The following is a 24,840-nucleotide window of genomic DNA, read 5'->3' as shown; positions in this document are numbered from 1 at the left end:
GCTCTTGTCAAATATCGTGGGAGCTGAATATTCGAGTTGTTACACGGTAACGTTTCAATGAAGCGAAGGGGGAGTCAACCTAACCTAGGGGAGACTCCCCCTCTCTTGTGCGTTCTAGGGGCAAGCCTGACGGTAGTCAAGAGGTGTATACGAAAGTAAAGACTAGTATATAGATGGGGGCCATTCTCTTTCCTATACTAGAACTAGGAAGAGAAGCTGCATGAAGCAGATGCACGACCTATTTTAGACTATGTGGAGGGGTAATATGAAGAAAAAAAGTAGAATACTTCTGGTCGTCGCATTGATCCTAAGTTTAACTATCACGGCATGCGGCAAAACCACAAATGAAGGGGAGAAGCAGCCTGAGACACCTGTGGAACAAAAAAATGAAGTGATTGAAGTTTCAACAGTTTCGGCAAGCGATCAGTATCTCAAATTCGATGAGGGCGAAAGCTTCGAGAAGAACTCGGTCTATGATGCGTATGAGAAAGATATCGGTGTGAAGCTCACGAATAAATGGGTGTCCGCCGATGACGTTCAATTCAAGGAAAAAGTGAAGATGTCCATCGCCTCCAATGATCTTCCGGACTTCATGAAGGTTAATGCTACACAGCTGAAAGAGCTGACCGAAGCGGATATGATTATGGATATCACGGACGTATATGACAAGAATGCGACGGATGAGACGAAGAAATTCTTGTCGATGGATGGCGGAATGCAACTGAAGACCGCCACTTTCGACGGTAAACTCATGGGGATTCCAAGTTCTTATAATCCGTACCAGTATCAGTTCCTCTATGTACGCACGGACTGGCTGAAGAAATTGAACCTGCCGGAACCGAAGACGATGGCAGATCTCTTGACGATCGCCGAAGCGTTCAAAACAAAAGATCCAGGCGGCACTGGGAAACCGTATGGAATTGTAATTAGCAAAGATCCATTTAACAACCAGTCCACAGCTGTTACAGGACTAATAGCATTCTTGAATAGTTACCATGCTTATGAAAATCTTTGGATGGAAGACGGAAATGGCAATTTGGTCAACAGTGACATTCAGCCTCAAGTGAAAGACGCACTTAAGGCGCTGCAGGAAATGTTCAAGAAAGGATTAATTGATCCTGAGTTCGTCGTTAAAGATGTGGAGAAAGCAGCAGAGCTCCTCTATAACAACAACGCAGGTATCGTATACGGCCAGTCTTGGGTACCGGCTCAGCTCGCTAAAGGCGCAGTAAAGGATGGTAAAGTCGTACAAGAGTGGGGCGTATTCCCGATTCCATCGGTGGATAGCGAACCTGCACTATCGCAGATAGGTTTGGGTGTTGACGAATATTATGTTATCTCCAAGCAAGCGAAGCATCCGGAAGGCGTTATTAAATTGCTGAACCATTGGATTGTCGTGGATAATCATCCGACGCCAGAACAGAAAGTGTATGAGTATGGTAAAGACCTGAAGGAGAAAGGCAACAACTACTGGCTTCTAAGCCCGCTTCGTGTTGGTAAACAAAAGGATAATAACGGTGAAATATTGCCAAAAGCGATTGAGAATAAAGACGAGAGCATTTTGGAGACGAAAGATCAAAAAACTCGTTACGAGCGTGCCATGAAGTATGTTGACGGTACCGATATCAACATGTGGTGGGAATATCTGATTTCAGGCCCAAAAGGCGCATATTCACTTGTTCCAGAAATTCAGAACAATAAACAGTACTTACAGAACAAATTCTACGGTGCACCGACTCCAACCATGGCAGATCGACAAGAAATCCTGAAGAAGAAGCGGGATGAAGTATACTTCAAGATTATGATGAATCAAGTATCCGTGGATGAATTCGATAAATTCGTGGAAGAGTGGAAAAAGCTTGGCGGCGACGAAATGACCAAAGAAGTCAATGAATGGTACGCGACTAACAAACAATGATAGCAGGAGAATCGAGGGGTTGGACACAAACGACCTCTCTTTTCTTTAACCTAGTTCTTCATTTTTAGTCCTATAGCGAGGTGGATGGCATGAATGTATTAACGCGTATGTGGAAAAGGGAGTGGCCGCTTCACTTGATGTTGGTTCCTGGGATCGTATTGGTCCTCATCTTCAGTTATATCCCGATGGCCGGCATTACGATGGCCTTTCAGAAATACGTACCGAATAAAGGGTTGTTCGGCTCACCATTTATTGGTCTTAAAAACTTTCAGTTACTGATGGATTACCCCGATATCGGCCGGATATTCTTCAATACAGTATACATTGCGGTGATGAAAATTGTAGCAGGCATGGTCGTTCCGGTCACCATAGCGATACTGCTGAATGAGCTGCGGAAAGAATGGGTCAAACGGACCTTCCAGACACTCGTGTACTTGCCGCATTTTCTATCATGGGTCTTGTTAAGCGGTATTCTAATCGATGTATTGTCTCCATCTTCCGGTATTCTCAATCAAGTGCTTGGCTTGTTTGGTATCGACCCTGTTTTTTTCCTGGGAGACAATAAATGGTTCCCTTATGTCATGGTCATATCGGATGTATGGAAAGAGTTCGGATTTGGTACGATTGTCTATCTGGCTGCGCTTACCGGTATTAATCCGTCACTGTACGAGGCAGCGGAGATCGACGGCGCAGGACGCTTTAAGCAGACGTTACATGTGACGCTGCCGGGGATGCTTCCTATTATCGTTCTCATGTTTACGCTTAGTATCGGGAATGTACTGAATGCCGGATTTGATCAAATCTTCAATCTATACAGTCCTCCGGTCTATGAGAGCGCGGATATTATCGATACCTTCGTATATCGTATGGGGATTGAGCAAGCACAGTTCGGTTTCGCTACGGCCGTAGGACTACTGAAATCAGTCATCTCTTTCGTATTCGTATCTATGTCCTATATCTTAGCCTATCGTGTAGCGAATTACCGCATTTTCTAATGCAATCGTCGGTAATCCAGAAGGGAGATACATCGTGCGTACTAACAGATCATTCGGAAGGAAATTGTTTTTGATATGTAATTTCATTTCTCTGGCATCCGTATCTTTGTTATGCCTCATGCCTATTATTCATATTTTGGCGCTCTCGTTCAGCTCCGGGCAGGCAGCATCCGCCGGAAAAGTCATCCTGTGGCCAGTTGAATTCACAACGGCTGCTTATGCTAACGTATTTGGAAAACCTGAATATTTACGTGCATTCTGGGTATCGATTCAGCGGGTCCTTATGGGAACGACAATCAGCATGTTCCTGACGATTATCACGGCCTATCCATTATCCAAAGATTCTCGCCAATTTCGGCTGCGGACCTTCTATTCATGGTTCTTCGTATTCACGATTTTATTCAGTGGCGGGCTTATTCCAAACTATTTAACCGTGAAGAACCTTGGGATGCTCGATACGATCTGGGCTTTGGTCCTGCCAGGAGCGGTCACGGTGTTCAACGTTATTCTGCTGCTGAATTTCTATCGCAGTCTGCCCAAAGAACTTGAGGAATCTTCGCTGCTCGATGGGGCGGGTCAATTTACTACCTTATGGAAAATATATGTGCCGCTATCGTTGCCGGCATTGGCAACGACAGGTCTTTTCACCATGGTGGGGCATTGGAATAGCTGGTTTGACGGTATGATTTACATGAATCATCCCGAGAATTATCCGCTGCAGACCTTCCTGCAGACGATCATTATCAAAATGGATTTCCGCTTTATTAAACCTGAGAGGGCAGAATTAATGCTCAAATTGTCCGATCGTACGAGCAGAGCCGCTCAAATTTTCGTAGCAGCATTTCCGATTCTAATCGTGTATCCGTTCTTGCAGCGGTTCTTCATTAAAGGAATTGTGATGGGGAGTGTCAAAGAATAAAATAGGGCACTCAAACTAAGACATTGCATTGCAGGAGAACAAACGATGAAAATCCGATTCTTGATTAAAGATTCCTCTATATTCCAGAAAATAATGGCTGCCTTTCTGGCAGCCTTGTTTCCGCTCATGGCGATTACCTGGTTGATTAATGAGAAGGGCTCGGACAATATTCGGAGTGAAATTTCCGAGTCAATTCTAAATACGACTCGCTTCTATCTGGATTCACTAGACAAGGAAGCAGACCGGATCAGCCGTTATTTGCCGAACTATGTGATGGACAAAGACTTGATGGAAATAGCAACTACAGGCAATTACATGAGTTATTACGATCGTGCGCAAAAAATATTAGATATCCAAAGACGGCTTGAATTGATGAAGAACTCAAGTCCATTTATTCAAGAAGCAAGGGCGTATATCCCTCTTATCGACCGAACGATTCTTAGCAATAAATTTGAAACCTCGATGAATAAGCAGGAATATGCTTCTATGCAGCAAAACAAGAGATTATACGAAGAACCTTTCATTTACTGGAACGATCGGTTATTTATTTCCATGCAATATCCCATTAATACCGTTAAAAATCCGATTTATATCGTAGCGGTTGAATTATCGACTACCAAAATCAGAGAAACGTTATCTCAAATCGGCAGCTCGCGTGGTGGACAGAGCGTATTGCTCAATCTGGAACGTGGTTGGGAGATCGAGAGTAACATGGATCCGGAACTGCTGGAACAAATGAAATCCTTCGCTGCAGATAAGCGGGAATTGCAAAAAAACGAAGGATACGAAACGATTATGTATAATGGTAAACGGTTTCTTACGGTATATAAATACTCCAGTCTCTGGAATTCCTATTCGATTATGTGCATTCCCGAAGAGACGATTTTGGGTTCTCTTGAGATCTATCGAACATTGTTCTGGTGGGCTTGCGCGCTAGCTGTGGGTATTGTCGTTTTCTTCTCTTACTTTCTATTACGATTTATCTATCGGCCATTAATGAAACTTGTGCATTCCTTTCGGCGCGTTCAGCAGAATAGGCTGGAACCGATCGTGATCGATCGTGGAGCTGATGAGTTCGGGTATTTGTACCAAGCTTTTAATAATACGATCCGATCCTTGAAAACACTAATCGAGGAAAATTACGAGCAGCAAATCAGGAACCAGCGTTCCGAGCTGAAACGATTACAATCGCAAATTAATCCTCATTTTTTATATAATTGTTTTTTTGTATTGTGCCGGTTAATTAAATCTGAGAATCAGAAGGAAAAGGCTTATCAATTCTGCCTGTACATCGGACAATATTTTCAGTTTATTACTCGCGATGACGAGGATGATATTCCGCTGGGGCTGGAGGTCAATCATTCTCGCACGTATGTAGACATGCAAACCATATGTTACGGAGATCGTATTCAAGTCAAGTTCGAAGGTGATGTTCCCGATCTCTTCGTGCCGAGGCTGATTCTGCAGCCGATCATCGAAAATGCTTATAAGCATGCCTTGGGCAATATGATTCAGCAGGGTGAGCTATGGGTTCATTGTGAGCGGGTGGGCGATGTATTCTCCATCTATGTCGAAGATAATGGCCGAAGCATCTCCGATGCGGAGATCGAACAGCTTCAGAAGCGACTGCGTCAATCCACGATTCGGATGGAGGAAACAACCGGAATCATAAATGTGCATCGCAGAATACAACTGCGGTACGGTGAGGAATATGGCATTACCGTGTCACGTTCTGCTCTTGGTGGACTTCAAGTAAAAATCAATCTGAGCACGAACTAGAGGAGGAATCAGCATGTACCGACTGCTAATCGTCGATGATCTTCCCATTATTGTCGATGGTCTTCTGGAGCTATTCAATGAGACCGATCATTTGCAACTCGAGGTTATGAAGGCATATTCAGGTGAAGAAGCACTGGAGGTACTTTCTCATCATCGTATTGATATCGTGATTTCCGACATTAAGATGCCTGGACTGGAAGGGATTGAATTGCTTCGGGAAATCAAATCCCAGTGGCCGGCCTGCAAAGTTATTTTCTTAACAGGATATAATGATTTTCATTATGCAAAGAGCGCAATTACGTACGGTGGGTTCGATTATATTCTGAAGGTCGAAAGTGATGAGAAAATTATTCAGTCCGTAGAACGGGCGATTGAGAAAATTGAAGAAGAAAATAACCAAGAACAGATGATCGCTAGAGCGCAATCCAAAATGAGACTGGCATTGCCCTCCCTGCAAAAAGAGTATGTGTGGGAGCTCTTTCAAGGCAAGCATGTATCGGATAGCCAATTAAAGCAGGCGTTCAAAGAAATCGATATCCGGCTTGATGCGACATTGCCGGTTTACTTGCTCATAGGCAGGGTAGACGCATGGAAAGAAATGTTCACGACGCCGGATAAAGCATTGTTGACTTACGCCGTACAGAACATTTGCGATGAGTATTTGTCCACGCAGGTCAGATGTTATTCCGTTGTATTCGAGTTATCCAAAATCGTCTGGATGATTCAACCGAAAATCCCGGATGGATCGTCTATCGAATATGGGGATCAGGATTGGATCAGAGCTCATCGGTATACGAGCGGTATTCTGGAGACTGTGCAGGGAAATTGCAAGAGGTTGCTGAGTTTATCGGTTTCTTTCCTTCTTGGAAGTGAAGCAACGACATGGGATAACATATCTGATCGGTTCCACTCGATCAAATACGGCCTGGTACAAGGACATGGATTATTTAATGAGGTCATATTGACTGATAAAGACATTCAAAGAGAAGTGAACGGTGATCTGAGTGGGAACTACCACGATGCCTTCTATCACGCCCGTGTTCAATTGCTGATGTCTTGTCTCGAGAATAATCATCGGGAGCAATTCAACAAGCTGTATGCCGAACTAATGTTCATTTGGAATGATAAGGAGTCGCCGAATGAGCGGAAGATCGAACTGTATCATTCGCTTTCAGCTATTTTTCTGTTCTATATCCATAAGAATGGGGAAATTCGGGATTACATCAATACGCTGATGGATTTGGATAAGTTATATCGCTATGGAGATTCCGCATCATGGTCGGAGCTGATTCAATACTTCTCGCAAATGGCGGAGTGCTTCTTCGAATGGAATGCGCTGCGGGGTACGCAATTGCCGACAGAGGTCGTGAATAAGGTACATCGATATATTGAAGAACATATTTCCACTGATATTTCCTTAAATGCGCTGGCTGATTACGTGAGCTTGAATCCATCGTATTTGTCCCGGCTTTATAAGCAAATCACTGGAATAGGGTTATCTAAATATGTGAACGACTATCGTAACCTGATCGCAAAAAATATGCTGCTCAACACATCGATGAAAGTGAATGAAATTGCTGCTGCCCTGGGGTACAACTCAGCGCTTGCATTTATTCGCTTCTTCAAGAAGCAGAACGAAACAACGCCGCAAGATTTCCGTATGACAAGGACCCATATACAGAATCAAGGTCAATAAAAGTATATGAAATGTCAGTAACGATCTCTTTTGCCTCCGTTCCTACCGCCTTACAATGGAAGTACATTAGGTGCGCAAGAGGAGGAATAGTCTTGAGAACATTAACAGCTGTATTACTTGGCGCTGGCAGTCGAGGGAGATATATTTATGGGCCCTACGCGGAGAAGTTTCCGAATGAATTAAAGATTGTTGCCGTAGCTGAGCCGGATGATGAACGTAGAAATCGATTTGCAGAGATTCATAGAATTGCTCCAGAGCATGTCTACAATTCTTGGGAGAAAGTATTTGATCAGGGTCAAATTGCGGACGTGATGATAATTGCTACGCTCGATCGGATGCATTATATACCAGCGATGAAAGCGATGGAGCTAGGCTATCATGTCATGCTAGAGAAGCCGATGTCTCCTTCCATGGAAGAATGCATCGAATTGGAGCAAGCTTCGCTTCGGTATAAGCGACTGCTCGTCGTAACCCATGTCCTGCGATATTCCCCGTTCTGGTCTGGGATCAAAAAATGCATCGAAGACGGTGAACTCGGAACGATAGGTACGATTCAATTAACCGAAAATGTGGGCTACCTGCATATGACACACAGTTATGTCCGCGGGAATTGGCGCAATTCGGAGGAGACGAGTCCCATGATCCTGGCCAAATCATGCCATGATCTGGATCTCATCTCATGGCTTATGAATCAACCGTGTACAAGCGTGAGCTCGTACGGATCATTACTGCATTTCAGGCCGGAGAACGCTCCGGAAGGCTCCGCGGATCGCTGTATCAACGGCTGTGAGGTTGAGAAGGAATGCGCTTTCTCGGCGATGAAAATATATATTCAGCCTCCGGAACACCCTTGGGCACGCTATATGACGAATGATTTGTCGCAAGAGGGAATCTTGAAGGCGCTTAAGGAAGGACCGTGGGGTCGCTGCGTGTATCGCTGCGATAATAATGTCGTGGATCACCAGGTAGTCAACATGGAGTTCGAGAATGGAGCGAATGCATCGTTCATCATGTCAGGGCTGACACAGAGCGGCACGCGTCGGGTTCAAATTATGGGAACACAAGGCGAGATCATCGGGGATATGGACAAAGGATCCTTCACGCTGTACCGCTATGTATCGGGTGAGAAGGTTGAGATTGGCTGCAATGTGGAAGGCGATGGTCATGGAGGCGGCGATGACCGTATGGTGAGCTCATTCCTGCGGATTGTGCGTCAATTTGACAGCAATCCATCGCAAGGCTTGACCTCGGCGACGGCATCCCTGCAGAGCCATTTGATCGCATTCGCGTCGGAACATTCGAGATTGAACGCAGGTCAGACGGTCAAGCTTTCGGACTTGCAGAAAAAAGAAGAAATGTCGTATAAGATAAAATGATACTAGGAAGCCTCTTTCGAAGTGATGGGATGCTGTCATGGAGAGGGAGGTTTTTTGGTATGGATTTGATTCAAGTAATTGAGTCAATATGGAAAAGGTTTTTCGTTACATAATCTCAAGACATAATAAAAGACCGCTCTACTGGAATGACTTCCGGATCTGGCGGCCTTAGGACAAGATTCTATTATAGGGTCAATCTGTATCTAAATGTAGTGAGATTAATGGAATTTAACTGTCTTGATACGAGCTTCTTCTTCATAGGTAAGTGGTTTTGGGGATCTTGGAGTGTGCAAATGACGTTGCACGGAATATTCCATTTTTTGATAATCCTCATTACCTGAATTCATCGTTGGATTCCAATTTTCCGTTACCCAATTTTTAAGTTCCTTAAGACCTGCTAGCATTTCCTCCAGCCTCCTTTGGCGAAGAAACAATATATTTTATATTGTTTTGATTACGCTTTCATTATAACATAGATATTAGTTTTTTAAAGATATGTCCACCGTAAAAACACAGTTTTATTAGTGAACATTGTGTGTTAATTAGGTTTTGTGTGCCGTTGAAAGAGAAGTGTCTCCCGGATAAGGACATTTTTGGCGGGATCAAATAAATAGAACATTATCCATAAAAGCTATACTTATTATCCAATAAGCACCAAATGGGAGAACTGACTTTTAAGCGGTAGATAGTGATACTCTGATAATAACTAGGGCCGCATATATAGTGCGATAATCTATTTATATATAGGGAATAAGATCTTATTTTTGAGAAAATTCACTTAAAAGAAAATGTTTTTCTATTAATGAACCTTTTCTGGTGGAAATAAATTTTATTTTATAAAAAATAGAGAAAATAATTTACAGAATTAAATTTAAGTGATATCTTGAATATGTAGAACAGAAACCGCTCACATCTTAAGGGGGATTAATAAACAATGACACTAACCAAGTTCCACGGAATTATACCTGCCTTCTATGCTTGCTATGACGATCAAGGGAATATTTCGGAATCCCGTACGCATGCCTTATGTGATTATTTATTTGAAAAAGGTGTTCAAGGTGTTTATGTGGGAGGCAGTTCTGGAGAATGTATCTACCAGAGTCTGGACGAACGCAAAGCGGTACTTAGCTACGTAGCTAACAACTTGAAAGGTAAAATGACGCTGATCGCTCATGTAGGTGCGCCTTCTACAAGAGATAGTATCGAATTAGCAAAACATGCGGCGAGCTTAGGATATGATGCACTATCCGCAATCCCCCCTATATATTTTAAATTACCAGATAGCGCAGTAACTAAATATTGGAGCGATATTATGGAGGCAACTCCTCTACCGTTCATCATTTACAACATCCCTCAGACTACGGGATATACACTAACCCCAGCTTTATTCGAGAAACTGCTTGCTAATAAAAAGGTTATCGGTGTTAAGAATTCTTCTATGCCACCTATGGATATTGAACGCTTCAAAAGAGTGGGTGGAAAAGATGTAGTGGTATTTAATGGACCGGATGAACAATATGTTGCGGGAAGAATTATGGGAGCTGATGCAGGTATTGGTGGCACTTATGCTGTTATGCCGGAGCTGTTCTTGCAAGCTAATAAATTTGTTCTTGCCGGCAAGTTTGAGGAAGCAGGACAACTTCAAAGTGATATCAACGATATCATCATCGCGCTTTGTTCCCTCAAGGGTTCTATGTATGCGGAAATTAAAGAGGTTCTGAGATTAAGAGGCGTAAACATTGGTAGTGTAAGAGCACCACTTGAAGGGATAGCCGCTGAAGATGCTGGTCCAATCGCAGACATTATGAAATTGATTGATCAAGCGATCGAAAAATATTGTGGTTAATGCAATGAAGAGAACGATCGTATGCTTTGGCGATTCCAATACTTGGGGCTACGACGCAGAGACTGACCAAAGGTTTAAGGATGAAATCCGTTGGACAGGGCTTCTGGATACAGAACTGGGCGACTCTTATCGTGTCATAGAAGAAGGGCTTCCCGGTAGAACGAGTGTCAGTGAGGATCCGTTATTTGAAGGGTTAGCCGGAATTTCTTATCTCTATCCATGCCTCATGTCACATGCACCGCTTGACTTGGTTGTGATCATGCTTGGAACGAATGATACGAAAGAAAGATTTGCACTCACTTCATATAACATCGCTCAAGGTATTGTTAGACTTGCTCTTAAAGCTAAAGGGAGCGGGGCAGGACACGCGGGAAAAGCTCCAGAAGTACTTGTGATCGCTCCTCCCCCTATTGGGGCAGAGTATATCCATACTCCCATTGGTAAGCCGATGGGAAGTAATTGTAGCGAGAAATCTATGGAGCTATCGCAGCATCTTGCAGCGTTGCTTAAGGGCACAGATATCCACTTTATGGATTCCAGAGAATATGTATCGATGAATGAAATTGACTACATGCATCTTGATATACAAGGACATCGAAACATGGCTGATCTGGTGCAAAATCATGTCAAACGGATTTTAGATTAGGGTTTGTTTCTGGACTGGCTTACAAAACACGAAGCGATTCAGAAAAAATAATACTAACAAAACTTTTAGGGAGGATTATTAATGAAGAAGAAACGTTTACTCTCGACAATGGTTGCATTAATGGTAATTATTTCACTAATTTCAGGATGTTCTGGTAACAATGCAGCAAGCTCTAATAAATCCGATAATGCTTCTACATCAGGCAAGGAAAAAGTGGCAATTAAAGTATGGCTGACCCCTCAGTGGAAGGGTGTTGTGGATGCAACCGAAAGCGGTGCTGACTATGATAGTTTCCTTAAAGCCGCTGCTGAGAAGTTCAAAGCGCAATACGACAAATATGATGCCGACATTCAAGTCGAAGTCATTGCCGGGGATCAGCGCGACCAACTCCTCAATGTTAACTTGAGCGGAGGTACGCCGCCGAATGTCTTCTTTGAAAGCGTATTCCCTATGGGCGATTATGTTCACCGTGGTGCGTTGGAGCCTTTGACAGACATCATCGATGATAACGCAAAAAGTGATATCGCACAAAATTACTGGGATGCAGTAACGTTCGGAAAAGATGTGTACTTCTATCCATTCCAACATAATCCAGGTACTTTGGTCTATAACGCAGACATGTTTAAAGCGGCTGGTTTAGAAAAGTTCATCGGTGGAGAGTCCGAAATTAAGACTTGGAACTTGGATGAATATCAACAAATCTTGGACGGTCTGAAAAATGATCTTCCGAAGGATAAATATTCTAATGCTTATCCAATGGCACTGTACGCTGTGAATAACCAAGGAGATACTTGGAACCTTGCATACTTAAGAATGTTCGGAAATAAGTTCTTTGACGATCAAGGAAACATTATTCTGAATGATGCGAATGGTGTTAAAGCTGCTACATGGTTGAAAAAACTATATGACGGTGGATATACAAATCCAGGTGCAGAATCTGTATCCTCCAATGACGCCAATGCCATGTTCCAGAATCAGCAGCTAGCGATCAGTTTCACCAATCCAATCTTGTTCAATGGCTCAAAAGCAAATATGGAATCCGGCACTTCTCCTAAATTTGATATGCGTCTTGCTAATATTCCGTCTGAAAGCGGAGATCCTCTATCCTTTACTTATGTAGTGGGTGCTAGTGTATTTAAGTCCAAAGATGCGAAGAAGACTGAAGTCGCTAAAGATTTCGTGAAGTTCTTTTCAAGTGATCCTGAATTAGTTAAATCCTCTAAGAATGGTATCCCTGTGAGAAGCTCGGTGGCCGAAGAACTGAAGTCGGAGAATCCACTCTTTGCTGCTTATGATGCCAATTCAAAATATTTGTTCAACTTCACGGGTAACGTTCCAGGATATAGCCAATTAAGAGAAGTTTTGTACCCTGATCTGCAGGCGCTTTACATGGGAGCAAAGACACCAGAACAGTTTGTACAAGATTATCAGACCAATGGTAATAAAGTGATTGATACGAATAAAGCTAGCTCTGTCATTTTCCAATAATCTAAGAACAGGTAAACAATAAACGATTAACAGCCTTCAGAGTCTGAAGAGGCTCCAAGGGCTGTTAATTAGAAAGGTAAACGATATGAAACTACGTAGTAATTACCTAAAAGAGAATATTACAGGTTATCTGTTTATTTTACCTCAGATGATAGTATTCTTAGCCTTTCTTGTCTATCCGATCTTAGAAGGGATGCGCCTGAGTTTATACCAAATTAATTATGATAGTGAGAAGTTTGTGGGTCTGGCTAACTACACCACATTGTTTAATGATCCGGTATTCTTTAAAGCTACCTTTAATACGATTATCTTCGTAGTCTTTATCGTTCTACTTACCGTGGGCTTTGCACTATTCGTTGCCTCGGCTGTATTTGATAAGAACGCTAAGTACGTCTCCTTTATAAGAGGAAGCTATTATATTCCGGTCATGGTATCCATGGTTGTTATGAGTATGGTGTGGAGCTTCCTGTTGAATCCTGCTAACGGACTTATTTCTTTTATCTATAAAGATATGGGTTTTGGGACGATCAATCTTCTAGGAAATCCAAAGACGGTTTTGCCGGTGGTTATCTTTGTGACCTTCGCAACGAACGTAGGCCAAGCCATTATTCTGTATATAGCTTCGATGATTGGTGTATCTAAAGAGCTTTTTGAAGCAGCAGAAATCGACGGTGCAAGCAGATGGCAAGTGATTTCGAAGATCCTCATTCCTTCTGTAGGACCTACAACGACCTATATTACGATTATCAATATTATTGCTGTTCTAAAAATATTTGTAGTCATCCAGCTATTAACCGGCGGCGGACCGAACAACTCATCGGTAACCTTGATGTACTACCTTTACAATAATGCATTTAAGTACAATCAACTCGGTGTAGCTTCTGCGGTAGGCGTTATCATGTTCGTGATTACATTATTATTATCTGTGCCTCAGCTGCGAAGCATGATTAAGGTGAAGTGAGGGGGAATACAACATGTCGAAAATTAGAAACAAGAAGAAGAGAGAGAAGTTTGATGTGATATCGAATGTTATCATTGTCCTCTTCGCGCTCCTTAATCTTTTTCCATTGTATTGGTTATTCACAAGCTCGCTCAAGAACAGTTCAGATGTTGTGAAGATGCCTCCAGACTGGTGGCCTAAATCGATTACATTCTCCAACTATGTAGATGTGTTTCAGAACCAACCGGCTTTGAGATGGACGTTTAATAGTATTTATGTCTCAGGTGTATCTACGATTATCGTTATTATTGTAGGCGCTATGGCAGCTTATGCTTTCTCAAAGATCAATTTTAAAGGTAAAGATATCATCTTCATTATCTTCATATCGAGCTTGATGATCCCTAAAGAAATTATGATTGTGCCTTTATTCCGGATTACACAGCAATTTGGAATGGTGAATTCCTATAACGGTATGATTTGGCCGAACGTCGCGGGTGCATTTGGAGTGTTCCTGTTAAAAGGATTCTTCGATTTAACGCCTAACGCTTTAAGAGAAGCTGGGAGAATAGATGGTGCAAATGAATGGAGAATCTTTACTCGCATCATGGTGCCAATTATTAAACCTGGTATTGGAGCCTTATTTATTCTGAATTTCGTGCAAGTCTGGAATGATTACTTGTGGCAGCTGGTTATAGGCCAAGAGAACAAAATGAAAACATTAATGGTTGGTACTGCGACCTTAATGCAGGATTTGAATCCTAATTTCGCATATAAAATGGCCGGAGCCACCATTGCTGCAATTCCGATGTTGCTAGTGTTCATGTTATTCCAACGGTTCTTCACCAATGGGATTACTGCAGGAGCAGTTAAAGAATAAATAAAAAAGTGGAGTGGGTTACTGATGAATACTGAAAATAATGTACTTAAAAAGATAAAACATAAACTAGTCGTCTCTAGTCAAGCCTTACCCGAAGAACCGCTGCATAGTCCGTTTATTATGGGGAGAATGGCATATGCAGCATACTTGGGCGGTGCCTCCGGCATTCGGGCTAATAGCGTAGCTGATATTCAAGAAATCAAGAAAACAGTGAATCTACCCATCATCGGGATCATCAAGAGGGTATATGAAGGTTCAGAAGTATTTATAACACCAACCCTGAAGGAAGTAGATGAGCTTTACCGCGAAGGCGTAGATATCATTGCTATGGATGCGACGGACCGAATTAGACCAGATGGATCTACCATTTCAGAACTATTTCCTAACATAAGAGAGACCTACAAAGATCAGCTGTTTATGGCAGACTGCTCTACATTTGAAGAAGCGGCTAAAGCTGTCGAGCTGGGATTTGATCTTGTGGGAACGACCTTAAGCGGATATACAGCATACACTAAAGACCGTTCACTCCCAGACTTCGAGCTAGTCAAACAAATCGTAAGCAACTTCTCTGTGCCTGTGATAGCTGAAGGTGGCGTTTCTACGCCCGAAGAACTGAAGACGATGTTTGATTTAGGGGTCTATTCAGCGGTAGTTGGCTCAGCGATTACAAGACCAATGGAGATTACAAAAAGGTTTGTGAGCGCTATTCAGTAGAATGCCAGAGAGGGTAGATGGGAATGAGAATTGTAGCCGTAGATATTGGCGGTACCAACACCAAAATGTGTATTTGCGATGAGTATGGGAATGTTGATAATTTTAAAGAGTATGCAACAGAAAGTGATTTGGGCGGTCCGCATGTAGTCGCAAGATTGCTTGTGAAAATTGCAGAATATGATGATTTTGATGCCATCGCTATAAGCACGGCTGGTCAAGTCAATGCTGAAGAAGGATTTATTGTCTATGCTAACGAAAATATACCTAGATATACAGGGATGAAGATTAAGGAAATTGTAACAAATCATTTTCATAAACCTGTTATGGTAGAGAACGATGTGAATTCAGCAGCATTAGGTGAAGCTCATTATGGTGCTGCCCAGAACTTTAACAATTTCTTATGCTTGACGTTTGGCACGGGCATCGGCGGTGCAATTGTAATGAACCGCCAAATCTATAAAGGAGCAGATGGAGTGGCGGCCGAATTTGGCCATATCCTTACACATCCATTGTCAGATGCGGTGGAGGGACTGCCTTTTTATGAAAAGTATGCTTCAACCACCGCTTTAGTCAAGATGGCTCAGCAGGCAGATCCCGAATGTGTAGACGGGAAGGTTCTTTTTGATAAAATACACAACGGGGACGAAGCTCTGAAACAGATCTTGGATTCTTGGATAACTGAGGTGTCTGCGGGCTTAGCCTCTATTATTCATATTTTTAATCCATCCGCTATAATCATTGGGGGTGGTGTTATGGAGCAAGAAGATTTAGTTCAAAGGGTAGAAGAACGGACAAAGTCTTTAATTATGGAGAGTTTTGCAGGTGTAAGAATTGTTAAGGCCTCACTTGGGAATAAGGCAGGCTTGCTAGGAGCTTCCTCTTTATTCGCATATTAAACCATTGTAAAGGAGGGGCTTATTTGCGAACAATCAGTATTTTTACTTCTATTCATTCCAAGTACAATAATTTGACGAATACGGAGAAGAAGGTAGCGGACTACGTCCTGGAGAACACGAGAAGTGTTGTCTACATGTCCATTACTGATCTTGCAGATGCGTGCGATGTAGGGGAATCAAGTATCTTTCGATTTTGCAAATCTTTAAGTTATAAAGGGTACCAAGAGTTCAAGATTGCACTAGCTCATAGTATCACTGTGGAGAATGAGATCCCGCAGCTTACGGATCAAATTCTAATGGACGACACGACTGAAGCAGTGGCTTCCAAAGTGCTGACCACAAATGTAAGTGCACTGAACGAGACCTATAATTTAATTGATATAAAGAAGATCAATGAAGCTATTGATTATATGATTAACGCTGAACGTGTATTATTCTTCGGCGTTGGCTCTTCTCTAATCACGGCAATGGAAGCCAAAATTAAATTTATGCGCATTACAAACAAAACAGAATGTTTGATGGACTCACATCTTCAGATGATGTCAGCAGCGCTAATGTCTGAGCGAGACGTCGCTGTAATCATTTCTTATTCCGGCTCAACGAAGGATAGTATTGAGGTCGCAAGAAAGGCGAAGGAACGAGGCGCTAAAGTGGTGTCCATTACGAGATTTGAAAAGTCACCTTTAACATCGTATTCGGATCTAACCTTACTATGTGGTGCTAATGAGGGCCCTCTGCAGGGCGGTTCATTATCTGCTAAGATCTCACAGCTCTATCTGCTGGATATTTTATATGTGGAATATTTCAAAAAAACTAGCGAGCAGTCCATTATCAATAAAGAAACAACTGCTGCGGCAGTTAGTGAAAAGCTCCTATAAGTGCGAGCTCAAAAAGTATGGTTTTCAGCACCAAGAAGATTGGATGAAGGTAGAAACTGAGGAACGTAGCGTAGTGGAAGTGGAAGCTACGTGAGCACCGGAAGATTCGCCTGAATTCAATATTCGATGTCGAGTAAGCTTCTTAGGCTACTTCGTGGTCAAAAGCGGACTTTTTGAACAACCTCTGTAAGATAATTGAGATGTGGGGAGAATGAGACATTATGATCTTAGGTTCATTGTCATCTTGGGAAGAGCATAGCAGATATGAGAATTCAGTCATTGTAGAGGCTATTGAGGAATTGAAAGTCATCTTACAACACGAACCGGATCTCGGGCGAATCGAGATCCGCGGGAACGAGATCTATGTTTCGATTATGGCGCTAGAGGCGAAGTCGCTAGAGGAACAGGTTGCTGAAAAGCATGAGTCTTACATTGATGTGCATTATCTGATCGAGGGTGAAGAAACGATCGGCTGGTCACCGCTGCAAGAAGAGATCGAGGCTACTAAGCCTTACGATGCCGATGCAGATTATGCGCTTTATCCTCCCTCAACTGAAGAAATTTTGTTAACTTTGAAGCCGGGTATGTTCGCTGTCTTTTTCCCGCATGATGTACACAGACCTGGGATGGGTCAGTCGGGTATGAAGATTAAGAAGGCTGTTATTAAGATACATGTAGGGTTATTAATTTCATAGATTAAGAAAGCAGCGATTCTCCTTTGTATTGGAGGATCGCTGCTCTGCGTTTTCGGTCATTTGCAGCTTACCTCAGTAGATTGTGGGCAAGAGATGGCCAAACTGATAGATAATTAGGGAAAATCTCCCTGAAATTCTGCGATTTTTGCTTATATGACTAATAATTAGGGAAAATCTCCCTCTAATTTATCTGATTCGGTGGTGAATATAGATATTACCCCGATTTTTAGGGAGGAATTCCCTAATTTTTTTCATTTAAAGCAATCATCGGCTATAATCAGGGAGATTTTCCCTAATTACTCTCAAAAAGAATTCTTCACATAAGTAGGCTGCTCTAATTTTGTGACAGTCCCGTCTATTTTTATCCATAAACATTATAACGTTATATTTACTTCCTGTACTATTCGTGGTATTTTAAACATTATAATGTTATATGGAAAAAGGTGAGAACAATGGATGAAAGATACGTGCTCCGTCAGGTGAAACGAGTTAGCGGAGAAGAGATCGACATTGTAATCGAGAATGGAAGAATCGCTGAGATCACTCCGGCAGGTGAGGGTCGTGGGGGGCAGATGTGGGAAGGCTCAGGTGCATACGTATCCAGTGGTTGGATTGATATGCATGTGCATGCTTTTCGCGAATTTGATCCGTATGGCGATGAGATTGATGAGATCGGTGTCCGGCAAGGGGTGACAACTCTAGTAGATGCCGGTAGCTGTGGGGCGGATCGGATAGGTGATCTGGTTCAGGACGCATCTCTAGCTAAGACGAATGTGCTGGCGTTCTTGAATATCTCGCGGATTGGACTACTAAGAATTGATGAGTTATCCAACTTGGAATGGATTGATAAGGAGAAGGTTTTGGAGTCTATCCGAACTTACGGGAAGATGATCGTAGGATTAAAGGCTAGGATCAGCAAGAGCGTTGTCGGGCCTAGCGGAATTGAGCCGCTGCATATTGCACGAAGCCTATCATTGGAGACAGGGCTGCCCTTAATGGTACATATCGGTTCAGCACCGCCAGATATCAGAGAGGTTATGCCTCTTTTGCAGCAAAAGGATATTGTTACCCATTATCTCAACGGAAAAGAGAATAATTTGTTTGCTGCAGACGGTCAGCCGCTTCAAGTACTGACTGAGGCTATCGAACGAGGAGTTCATCTAGATGTGGGGCATGGAACAGCAAGTTTCTCTTTTAAGGTAGCTGAGGCTGCTAAACGTAACGGCATAGGACTGAATACGATTAGCACGGATATCTATCGAGTGAACCGGATGAAGGGACCTGTCTTTAGCATGTCTAATGTACTTTCCAAGTTTCTATGTTTGGGCTATGCTCTGGATGAGATTATGGCAGCGGTTACTTCAAATGCGGCAGAATGGCTGGGCAGACCGGAGCTAGGCCGAATACAGGTAGGTGATCCTGCTAACCTGACCCTGTTCACCTTGCAGCATGAACCTACTGTGCTTATTGATTCTGAAGGGGAAGAAAGAGTGGCGGATAAAGTAATTCACGCAAAAGGAGTGGTTATAGGTGGGGAATTCATTAAATGCGAAATACGGGCTTAAACGCGTAATTAATGCTAGCGGTCGAATGAGCATTCTGGGGGTGTCGGCTCCTACTGATACTGTGATGAATGCGATGAAGCAAGGTGGACAGAATTACGTAGAAATAGCGGATTTGGTAGATAAAGCCGGAGATTACACGGCGCGTATTCTCGGTGCTGAAGCAGCGATTATCGTCAACTCAGCCTCCAGTGGTATTGCGTTGTCCGTTGCGGCGCTAGTGACCCAAGGTAACCGCCGCCGCAGTGAACGTCTGCACCAAGAGGTCATTCCGCGCAATGAAATCATCATTCTAAAGGGTCATAATGTACAGTACGGAGCTCCGGTGGAAACGATGGTCTATCTAGGTGGAGGTAAACTAATTGAGGTAGGCTATGCGAATGAAGGCCGGGCTGAACATATAGAGGACGCTATTGGTGAGCAGACTGCTGCTATTCTGTATGTGAAGTCCCACCATGCGGTGCAGAAAAATATGTTGTCTGTTGAAGAAGCATGGGAGATCGCCAAGCGTAAAGGGGTGCAGCTAATCGTTGATGCTGCAGCGGAAGAAGACCTCTGTAAATATGTGAAATGCTCTGACCTGGCGATTTATAGTGGGTCCAAGGCCATTGAAGGGCCTACTTCCGGAATCATTGCCGGTAAACGTAGTTATGTGGAATGGGTTAAGGTCCAATTGTATGGAATAGGACGCAGTATGAAAGTGGGTAAAGAAACAACCTTTGGTCTGCTGCAAGCTTTGGAGGAATACATGGTGAAGGAAGACAGAAGTGACATCGAGCAAGCGTCTTTGCAGGCACTGATGGTGCTGAATGATCTTCCTGGTATTCGTGTAACCATTGTGCAGGATGAGGCGGGACGTGCCATCTATCGCGGCCGAGTTCAGGTGGATCCACAGCAGGCCGGTATTACGGCGAAGGAATTGGTAGAGGGGTTGCAGCAAGGCGAGATTGCGATCTATACCCGCGACTATGGAGTGAAGCAGGGATATTTCGATATTGACCCACGGCCGCTTCTGGGGGATGATCTGCTCGTGATTGTAGACAGTATTCGTAAATTAATAGGGGGACAATAAGATGACGACGATTTCACAACGTTTTTATAAGGGCCGCACCGCATTAAATGTACTCGCAAAAGATATCGCTAATGCTAAAGCGATTTATGAAGCGGCGGAAGGATATGTGCTGGTCGGTGTGCTCTCTAAGGATTATAAGACGGCAGAAGAAGCCGTAACAGCCATGAAGCAGTATGGTCAAGAGATTGAAGATGCGGTATCGATTGGCTTAGGTGCAGGAGATAATCGCCAAGCGGCAATTGTAGCCGAGATTGCTAAGCATTATCCGGGGAGTCATATTAACCAGGTGTTCCCGGTGGTTGGAGCTACGCGCGCTAATCTTGGCGGGAAGGACAGCTGGATCAACAGCATGATCGCCCCTTCCGGTCACGCTGGTTATGTGAATATTTCTACAGGACCTTTCAGCGCTGCGCAGAGTGAAGCGGCGATTGTACCTATAGCATCAGCAATAGCGCTAGTTCGTGATATGGGTGGTAATGCACTGAAGTATTTCCCGATGGAGGGTTTAAGCCGTGAAGAGGAATACCGCTCTGTCGCTAAGGCCTGTGCTGAGGCAGGGTTTGCACTCGAACCTACCGGTGGGATTGATATGGACAATTTCGAGGCAATATTGGAAATTGCGCTTGAAGCAGGGGTGCCACAAGTGATTCCGCATGTCTACTCATCCATTATCGATAAAGAATCGGGCCAGACCCGGATCCAGGATGTACGTGATTTACTTGGAATTATGAAAAGGCTGACAGATAAATATGCCTAAACGAATCGGGGCATTCGGAGAAGTGATGATGCGTCTGCAGGTGCCGGGAGTTCAGCTGCTATCACAAGGAAACAGCTTAAACTATTCATTCTCTGGCACCGGGGTTAATGTCAGCTCTGCACTGGCACGCTTCGGGCATGAAGGTGCTTTGGTTTCCCGTTTGCCGAATACTTCTTTGGGGGAAGCCGCTGCGGCGCATTTGCGTAAGCTGGGGATTTCTTCAAACTTCGTTATGCGAGGAGGAGAATATCTAGGCTTGTATTTCTTGGAGAATGGATTTGGTGCACGTCCAAGCAAGGTGACTTACAGCAATCGTCTGGAGAGCAGCTTCAACACGGCTCCTGAGGAAACATATCATTATGAAGAGATTGCTCGAAGTCTCGATGTGATCCATTTCTGCGGCATTACGCTGGCTATGAACGAAAGTGTGCGTCATCACATGAAATCTTTAGCTAGAGCGGTCAAGCAGCAGGGTGGAACAGTGATCTTTGATTGCAACTATCGTCCGTCCTTGTGGGGAGCGGAAGGATATTCACTAGCGAAGCCGCATTACGAGGAGATGCTGCAGCTGGCCGATATCGTAATGATGAATGAGAAGGACGCGATCCATATCTTAGGGATGAGTACTGCACAAGCTGAACGTGAAGAGCAATTGCTCGAACTTATTCCGGTAGTTGCGAAGCAGTACGATATCTCGGTGATCGCTGGCACCCATCGCAGTATTCATGGCGACAACTCACATTCACTGCGTGGTTTTCTTTATAAGAATCAGAGCTTCTTCTTTTCGGATACGCTGAGATTTCTCGTCTATGATAGAATAGGGGCTGGAGATGCCTATACGAGCGGAATTGTGCATGGCGAGCTAACAGGATTTACACCTGAGCAGACCGTACAGTTTGCCGCTACCGCTAGTATGCTAGCTCATACTGTCGAGGGCGACACTCCCATGGCTTCAGAAGCGGATGTCCTTCGAGCTATGACTCTATCCGTAGGCGATGTAGAAAGGTAGTGAACCTCTTGAGTTTGTCCCGAAAAGATAAGCCTTTATATTTGCAAATCGCAAATATTATAAAGGATCGGATTCTACACGGAGTCTATCCTATAGGATTAAATATTCCTTCCGAACCTCAGCTAGAGCAGGAATTCAATGTCAGCAAGATCACAGTACGCGGTGCCATTCAGGAGCTTGTCCAAGAAGGATTTCTGGAGAAAGGGAGCGGCAAGGGGACGAAGGTGATCCGTAATACCTCATCCTCCAAGCTGTCCAAATGGAAAAAATTCACAGAAATTCTGGTGGATGAAGGGCACCAAATTCGGAAGCAATGGCTGAAGGCGGAGCGAGTATTTAATGAGGTCGGAAGTGAACCGTACCGTTTATTCGGCGAACATTGTTTACGCTTGGAACGCATATACACTCTCAATGATAATCCATACGTTCATTACACGCATTATTTAGTAAATGGTATGGATGATTTGGATCTACTTGATTTGAATGCCCAGTCCTTGTATGAGCTGCTTGAAGAGCGGAGTGTTTCCCTTGAGAGGCTACGTGATGAATTTTCTGTTGCTGTCCCTCCGCCTGAGGTAGAGGAGATCCTACTATTGGAAAAGAAGTGTCCTTTGCTGAAACGAACACGCTATTCTTATGATGAGCTGGGTAAGGTAACTGAGTATAGTATCGGCTTCTACAATACAGAGCTACAGAATTATGTAGTGAACTATGAGGTGTAGGTAGCGAAAATCCGGAGCAATTTGCAGGGGAGATTCCTTGCAGGATGGTTCGGATTTTTTGCATCTTAGTATGTGATAAATCTAACTATTTTAATTTATGAATATACAAGCTGTGATGACTGATGTAAAATTACAATACCTGAAGCGTCCTGGAACAGCTTAAGGGCTTTTTGCATGCTCTTTTGCAGATTGCAAAGAATAGAGGCATGTCTACTATAGAAAGATTAATGGAGGTAGGAGAGTTTTATGAAGAAAAAATCTTTAAAAAAGATGTTGATGTTGTCGATGATGGTCGTTGTCATTGCTGTACTTGCAGTAGGTTGTGGTTCAAAGAATAACACGAATACAACATCGACAGAGGGAAACGCAGCAGAGGCTTCAAAAGAACCTGTTACTTTGTCGCTTGGCTTACTGCCTTCTATTGATGCTATTCCTTTTGTGATTGCTCATGAGCAAGGCTTTGATAAGAAACATGGAGTGAACCTAGACATTCAAACGTTCAAGAGTGCAAAAGATCGTGATGTCGCTTTTCAAGCTGGTAAGCTGGAGGGGATCAGCGCTGATCTAGTTGCGATTTCTATCTACAATGAAGCTGGGCTGGATGTGAAGATCACTAGTACAACTTTTGGTGAATTCGATTTATTGACTGGGAATGACGCCATCCAAGATGTGAAGGATCTGAAAGGCAAAACCGTGATTTTGTCCAAAAATACTTCCACACAATATACGGTGGCGATGATGCTGAAACAAGCGGGTTTGACGGAGGATGATATTACGGTAACTGAGGTTCCACAAATCCCTACCCGTTTAGAATTGCTTAAGAACAATAAGGCGGATGCAGCTATTTTGCCTGAACCATTTGTAACTATGGGTAAAACCTCAGGCTTGCGCGTGCTTAGCTCCACGCATACCGCGGGAGTGAATCCATTTGTATTGGCTTTCCCACAAAATGCTATTGATGCTAAGGCAGATGCGATTCGGAATATGTATGCTGCTTATGACGAGGCTGTAGCGTATATGAAATCTCATGATCAATCCGAATATATCGATCTTGTGATCAAAGAAGTTGGCTATCCAGAAACGTTGAAAGATGAGATTAAGGTGCCTGATTATGTTCCTGCCAATCAAGTGGATGTGAAAGAAGTAGAAGCTGCATTTGCATGGGCACGGGAAAAAGGTTTGCTTAGCAAAAATATCTCGGCTGAAGATGTGATTTCTGATGTCCAATTCAAAAAATAAGGGACTCGTCATTAAGGGTCTTAAAGTAGAGTACAAGACGGGTCAACTGGCCTTAGGACAGATGGATTTATCTTTGCCAGAGCATGGGATTTACACGATCATCGGACCCTCTGGCAGCGGGAAATCTACGTTACTACGGGCGATCGCAGGTTTGCTGCCGAGCTATAAGGGGCAAATACTTTTTAATGAAGAATCCGTGCATGATAAAGAAACTCTGATCGGTCTGGTACCACAAAACTATGGGCTTCTCCCATGGAAGACTGTACATGATAATATTCAAATCGCAATGAAAATCTCGCATACTGCGAGCACCACCAAGCAAGAACGGGAGAACCAGATTAATCAGTGGCTTTCATCAATGGGAATCTCTGATTTAGCTGATCGTTATCCTCTATCTCTCAGTGGGGGACAGCAGCAAAGAGTGGCAATCGCTAGAGCATTCGCTATTTTGCCCACCATTTTGCTGCTGGACGAGCCATTCTCCGCACTGGATGCGATTACGCGGGAAACGCTGCAGCTTCTCTTTTTGGATAACTGGTTGACGCATCCCGCGACTACCCTATTTGTTACCCATGATGTGGAAGAAGCTATTCTGCTGGGACAGAAAATTATTGTCATGCCATCTAACAAAGAAGAAATGCCGGAAATTATCGATAATCAATTGGTGTTTCATATGAAGCATGAGGATAAGCGGGACAGTGTAGATTTCTTTGAGCAGACTAAGCGAATCAGAAAGGTAATGCAGGAGATATGGTGAGAAAAAGTCGGATTCATCACATAATAAGACTGGTATTTGTGTTCTTTTGTATGAATGTG

23 protein-coding genes are annotated in these 24,840 nt (G+C 43.4%); 22 read left to right on the top strand and 1 reads right to left on the bottom strand.

What is annotated here, in order from left to right; translation table 11 throughout:
* Window positions 1-265: 265 nt before the first annotated feature.
* The 6 genes from R50345_RS24230 (at window position 266) to R50345_RS24205 (ending at window position 8,683) form a co-directional block, all read left to right on the top strand.
* Window positions 266-1,918: an extracellular solute-binding protein gene (locus R50345_RS24230; RefSeq protein WP_042130761.1), complete on the top strand. Its 1,653-nt coding sequence runs from the start codon at window positions 266-268 to the stop codon at window positions 1,916-1,918.
* 89 nt (window positions 1,919-2,007) lie between these two features.
* Window positions 2,008-2,913, top strand: a complete 906-nt coding sequence (locus R50345_RS24225) for an ABC transporter permease (RefSeq protein ID WP_197069713.1) — start codon at window positions 2,008-2,010, stop codon at window positions 2,911-2,913.
* Window positions 2,914-2,947: 34 nt separating this feature from the next.
* Window positions 2,948-3,832, top strand: a complete 885-nt coding sequence (locus R50345_RS24220; RefSeq protein ID WP_042130759.1) for a carbohydrate ABC transporter permease — start codon at window positions 2,948-2,950, stop codon at window positions 3,830-3,832.
* A 45-nt stretch (window positions 3,833-3,877) separates the two neighbouring features.
* Window positions 3,878-5,611, top strand: coding sequence for a sensor histidine kinase (locus R50345_RS24215; protein ID WP_042130758.1), 1,734 nt, complete (start codon window positions 3,878-3,880; stop codon window positions 5,609-5,611).
* Between the two features lie 13 nt (window positions 5,612-5,624).
* A complete protein-coding gene (locus R50345_RS24210) occupies window positions 5,625-7,307 on the top strand; it encodes a response regulator (protein ID WP_042130756.1) in 1,683 nt (560 codons plus the stop codon).
* A 92-nt stretch (window positions 7,308-7,399) separates the two neighbouring features.
* Window positions 7,400-8,683 carry a Gfo/Idh/MocA family protein gene (locus tag R50345_RS24205; RefSeq protein WP_042130755.1) on the top strand — a complete coding sequence of 428 codons (1,284 nt, stop codon included), beginning with the start codon at window positions 7,400-7,402 and terminating at the stop codon, window positions 8,681-8,683.
* Window positions 8,684-8,901: 218 nt separating this feature from the next.
* On the opposite strand, the gene R50345_RS24200 is transcribed toward R50345_RS24205, so the two are convergent.
* The gene (locus R50345_RS24200) at window positions 8,902-9,087 is read right to left on the bottom strand and encodes a hypothetical protein (RefSeq protein WP_042130754.1); all 186 of its coding nucleotides are present in this window, start codon (window positions 9,085-9,087) and stop codon (window positions 8,902-8,904) included.
* 530 nt (window positions 9,088-9,617) lie between these two features.
* Here R50345_RS24200 and R50345_RS24195 point away from each other — a divergent pair.
* The 16 genes from R50345_RS24195 (at window position 9,618) to R50345_RS24120 (ending at window position 24,781) form a co-directional block, all read left to right on the top strand.
* Window positions 9,618-10,529: a dihydrodipicolinate synthase family protein gene (locus R50345_RS24195; RefSeq protein WP_042130751.1), complete on the top strand. Its 912-nt coding sequence runs from the start codon at window positions 9,618-9,620 to the stop codon at window positions 10,527-10,529.
* Window positions 10,530-10,533: 4 nt separating this feature from the next.
* Window positions 10,534-11,175: an SGNH/GDSL hydrolase family protein gene (locus R50345_RS24190; RefSeq protein WP_042130749.1), complete on the top strand. Its 642-nt coding sequence runs from the start codon at window positions 10,534-10,536 to the stop codon at window positions 11,173-11,175.
* An 81-nt stretch (window positions 11,176-11,256) separates the two neighbouring features.
* Window positions 11,257-12,663 carry an ABC transporter substrate-binding protein gene (locus R50345_RS24185; RefSeq protein WP_042130748.1) on the top strand — a complete coding sequence of 469 codons (1,407 nt, stop codon included), beginning with the start codon at window positions 11,257-11,259 and terminating at the stop codon, window positions 12,661-12,663.
* 85 nt (window positions 12,664-12,748) lie between these two features.
* Entirely contained in the window at window positions 12,749-13,624 is an 876-nt protein-coding gene (locus tag R50345_RS24180) for a carbohydrate ABC transporter permease (protein ID WP_042130747.1), read from the top strand.
* Window positions 13,625-13,637: 13 nt separating this feature from the next.
* Entirely contained in the window at window positions 13,638-14,480 is an 843-nt protein-coding gene (locus R50345_RS24175) for a carbohydrate ABC transporter permease (protein ID WP_081390001.1), read from the top strand.
* A gap of 24 nt (window positions 14,481-14,504) precedes the next feature.
* Window positions 14,505-15,194 carry an N-acetylmannosamine-6-phosphate 2-epimerase gene (locus tag R50345_RS24170; protein ID WP_042130746.1) on the top strand — a complete coding sequence of 230 codons (690 nt, stop codon included), beginning with the start codon at window positions 14,505-14,507 and terminating at the stop codon, window positions 15,192-15,194.
* A gap of 23 nt (window positions 15,195-15,217) precedes the next feature.
* The gene (locus tag R50345_RS24165) at window positions 15,218-16,090 is read left to right on the top strand and encodes an ROK family protein (protein ID WP_042130744.1); all 873 of its coding nucleotides are present in this window, start codon (window positions 15,218-15,220) and stop codon (window positions 16,088-16,090) included.
* Between the two features lie 23 nt (window positions 16,091-16,113).
* Complete coding sequence (locus R50345_RS24160) at window positions 16,114-16,968, top strand: MurR/RpiR family transcriptional regulator (protein ID WP_042130742.1); 855 nt, start codon at window positions 16,114-16,116, stop codon at window positions 16,966-16,968.
* Window positions 16,969-17,189: 221 nt separating this feature from the next.
* On the top strand, window positions 17,190-17,663 hold the full coding sequence (locus tag R50345_RS24155; RefSeq protein WP_042130741.1) for a NanQ anomerase/TabA/YiaL family protein: 474 nt from the start codon (window positions 17,190-17,192) through the stop codon (window positions 17,661-17,663).
* Between the two features lie 452 nt (window positions 17,664-18,115).
* Entirely contained in the window at window positions 18,116-19,228 is a 1,113-nt protein-coding gene (locus tag R50345_RS24150) for an amidohydrolase/deacetylase family metallohydrolase (RefSeq protein ID WP_042130739.1), read from the top strand.
* Complete coding sequence (locus tag R50345_RS24145; RefSeq protein WP_081954173.1) at window positions 19,194-20,297, top strand: DgaE family pyridoxal phosphate-dependent ammonia lyase; 1,104 nt, start codon at window positions 19,194-19,196, stop codon at window positions 20,295-20,297. The genes R50345_RS24150 and R50345_RS24145 overlap by 35 nt, the downstream gene beginning before the upstream one ends.
* Window position 20,298: 1 nt before the next feature.
* On the top strand, window positions 20,299-21,054 hold the full coding sequence (gene dagF / locus R50345_RS24140) for a 2-dehydro-3-deoxy-phosphogluconate aldolase (protein WP_042130737.1): 756 nt from the start codon (window positions 20,299-20,301) through the stop codon (window positions 21,052-21,054).
* Window positions 21,047-22,063: a sugar kinase gene (locus tag R50345_RS24135; protein ID WP_042130735.1), complete on the top strand. Its 1,017-nt coding sequence runs from the start codon at window positions 21,047-21,049 to the stop codon at window positions 22,061-22,063. Before dagF ends, R50345_RS24135 begins: the two co-directional genes overlap by 8 nt.
* Window positions 22,064-22,071: 8 nt before the next feature.
* On the top strand, window positions 22,072-22,785 hold the full coding sequence (locus tag R50345_RS24130) for a GntR family transcriptional regulator (RefSeq protein WP_042130734.1): 714 nt from the start codon (window positions 22,072-22,074) through the stop codon (window positions 22,783-22,785).
* A 246-nt stretch (window positions 22,786-23,031) separates the two neighbouring features.
* On the top strand, window positions 23,032-24,024 hold the full coding sequence (locus tag R50345_RS24125; protein ID WP_042130732.1) for an ABC transporter substrate-binding protein: 993 nt from the start codon (window positions 23,032-23,034) through the stop codon (window positions 24,022-24,024).
* Window positions 24,005-24,781, top strand: a complete 777-nt coding sequence (locus tag R50345_RS24120) for an ABC transporter ATP-binding protein (protein ID WP_042130730.1) — start codon at window positions 24,005-24,007, stop codon at window positions 24,779-24,781. The genes R50345_RS24125 and R50345_RS24120 overlap by 20 nt, the downstream gene beginning before the upstream one ends.
* Window positions 24,782-24,840: the final 59 nt, after the last annotated feature.

This window comes from Paenibacillus sp. FSL R5-0345 (genome assembly GCF_000758585.1).
Taxonomy (GTDB): domain Bacteria; phylum Bacillota; class Bacilli; order Paenibacillales; family Paenibacillaceae; genus Paenibacillus_AQ.
Note: the sequence above shows the minus strand (reverse complement) of the source record. Positions and strands in the feature narration are given on the sequence as shown.

Excerpts from the sequence above, each read along its gene's own strand:
- R50345_RS24170 (WP_042130746.1), top strand. The coding sequence starts at position 14,505 with ATGAATACTGAAAATAATGTACTTAAAAAGATAAAACATAAACTAGTC.
- R50345_RS24190 (WP_042130749.1), top strand. The coding sequence starts at position 10,534 with ATGAAGAGAACGATCGTATGCTTTGGCGATTCCAATACTTGGGGCTAC.
- R50345_RS24215 (WP_042130758.1), top strand. The coding sequence starts at position 3,878 with ATGAAAATCCGATTCTTGATTAAAGATTCCTCTATATTCCAGAAAATA.
- R50345_RS24185 (WP_042130748.1), top strand. The coding sequence starts at position 11,257 with ATGAAGAAGAAACGTTTACTCTCGACAATGGTTGCATTAATGGTAATT.
- R50345_RS24210 (WP_042130756.1), top strand. The coding sequence starts at position 5,625 with ATGTACCGACTGCTAATCGTCGATGATCTTCCCATTATTGTCGATGGT.
- R50345_RS24200 (WP_042130754.1), bottom strand. The coding sequence starts at position 9,087 with ATGCTAGCAGGTCTTAAGGAACTTAAAAATTGGGTAACGGAAAATTGG.
- R50345_RS24175 (WP_081390001.1), top strand. The coding sequence starts at position 13,638 with ATGTCGAAAATTAGAAACAAGAAGAAGAGAGAGAAGTTTGATGTGATA.
- R50345_RS24165 (WP_042130744.1), top strand. The coding sequence starts at position 15,218 with ATGAGAATTGTAGCCGTAGATATTGGCGGTACCAACACCAAAATGTGT.
- R50345_RS24135 (WP_042130735.1), top strand. The coding sequence starts at position 21,047 with ATGCCTAAACGAATCGGGGCATTCGGAGAAGTGATGATGCGTCTGCAG.
- R50345_RS24150 (WP_042130739.1), top strand. The coding sequence starts at position 18,116 with ATGGATGAAAGATACGTGCTCCGTCAGGTGAAACGAGTTAGCGGAGAA.
- dagF (WP_042130737.1), top strand. The coding sequence starts at position 20,299 with ATGACGACGATTTCACAACGTTTTTATAAGGGCCGCACCGCATTAAAT.
- R50345_RS24225 (WP_197069713.1), top strand. The coding sequence starts at position 2,008 with ATGAATGTATTAACGCGTATGTGGAAAAGGGAGTGGCCGCTTCACTTG.
- R50345_RS24230 (WP_042130761.1), top strand. The coding sequence starts at position 266 with ATGAAGAAAAAAAGTAGAATACTTCTGGTCGTCGCATTGATCCTAAGT.
- R50345_RS24180 (WP_042130747.1), top strand. The coding sequence starts at position 12,749 with ATGAAACTACGTAGTAATTACCTAAAAGAGAATATTACAGGTTATCTG.
- R50345_RS24155 (WP_042130741.1), top strand. The coding sequence starts at position 17,190 with ATGATCTTAGGTTCATTGTCATCTTGGGAAGAGCATAGCAGATATGAG.
- R50345_RS24120 (WP_042130730.1), top strand. The coding sequence starts at position 24,005 with ATGTCCAATTCAAAAAATAAGGGACTCGTCATTAAGGGTCTTAAAGTA.
- R50345_RS24125 (WP_042130732.1), top strand. The coding sequence starts at position 23,032 with ATGAAGAAAAAATCTTTAAAAAAGATGTTGATGTTGTCGATGATGGTC.
- R50345_RS24195 (WP_042130751.1), top strand. The coding sequence starts at position 9,618 with ATGACACTAACCAAGTTCCACGGAATTATACCTGCCTTCTATGCTTGC.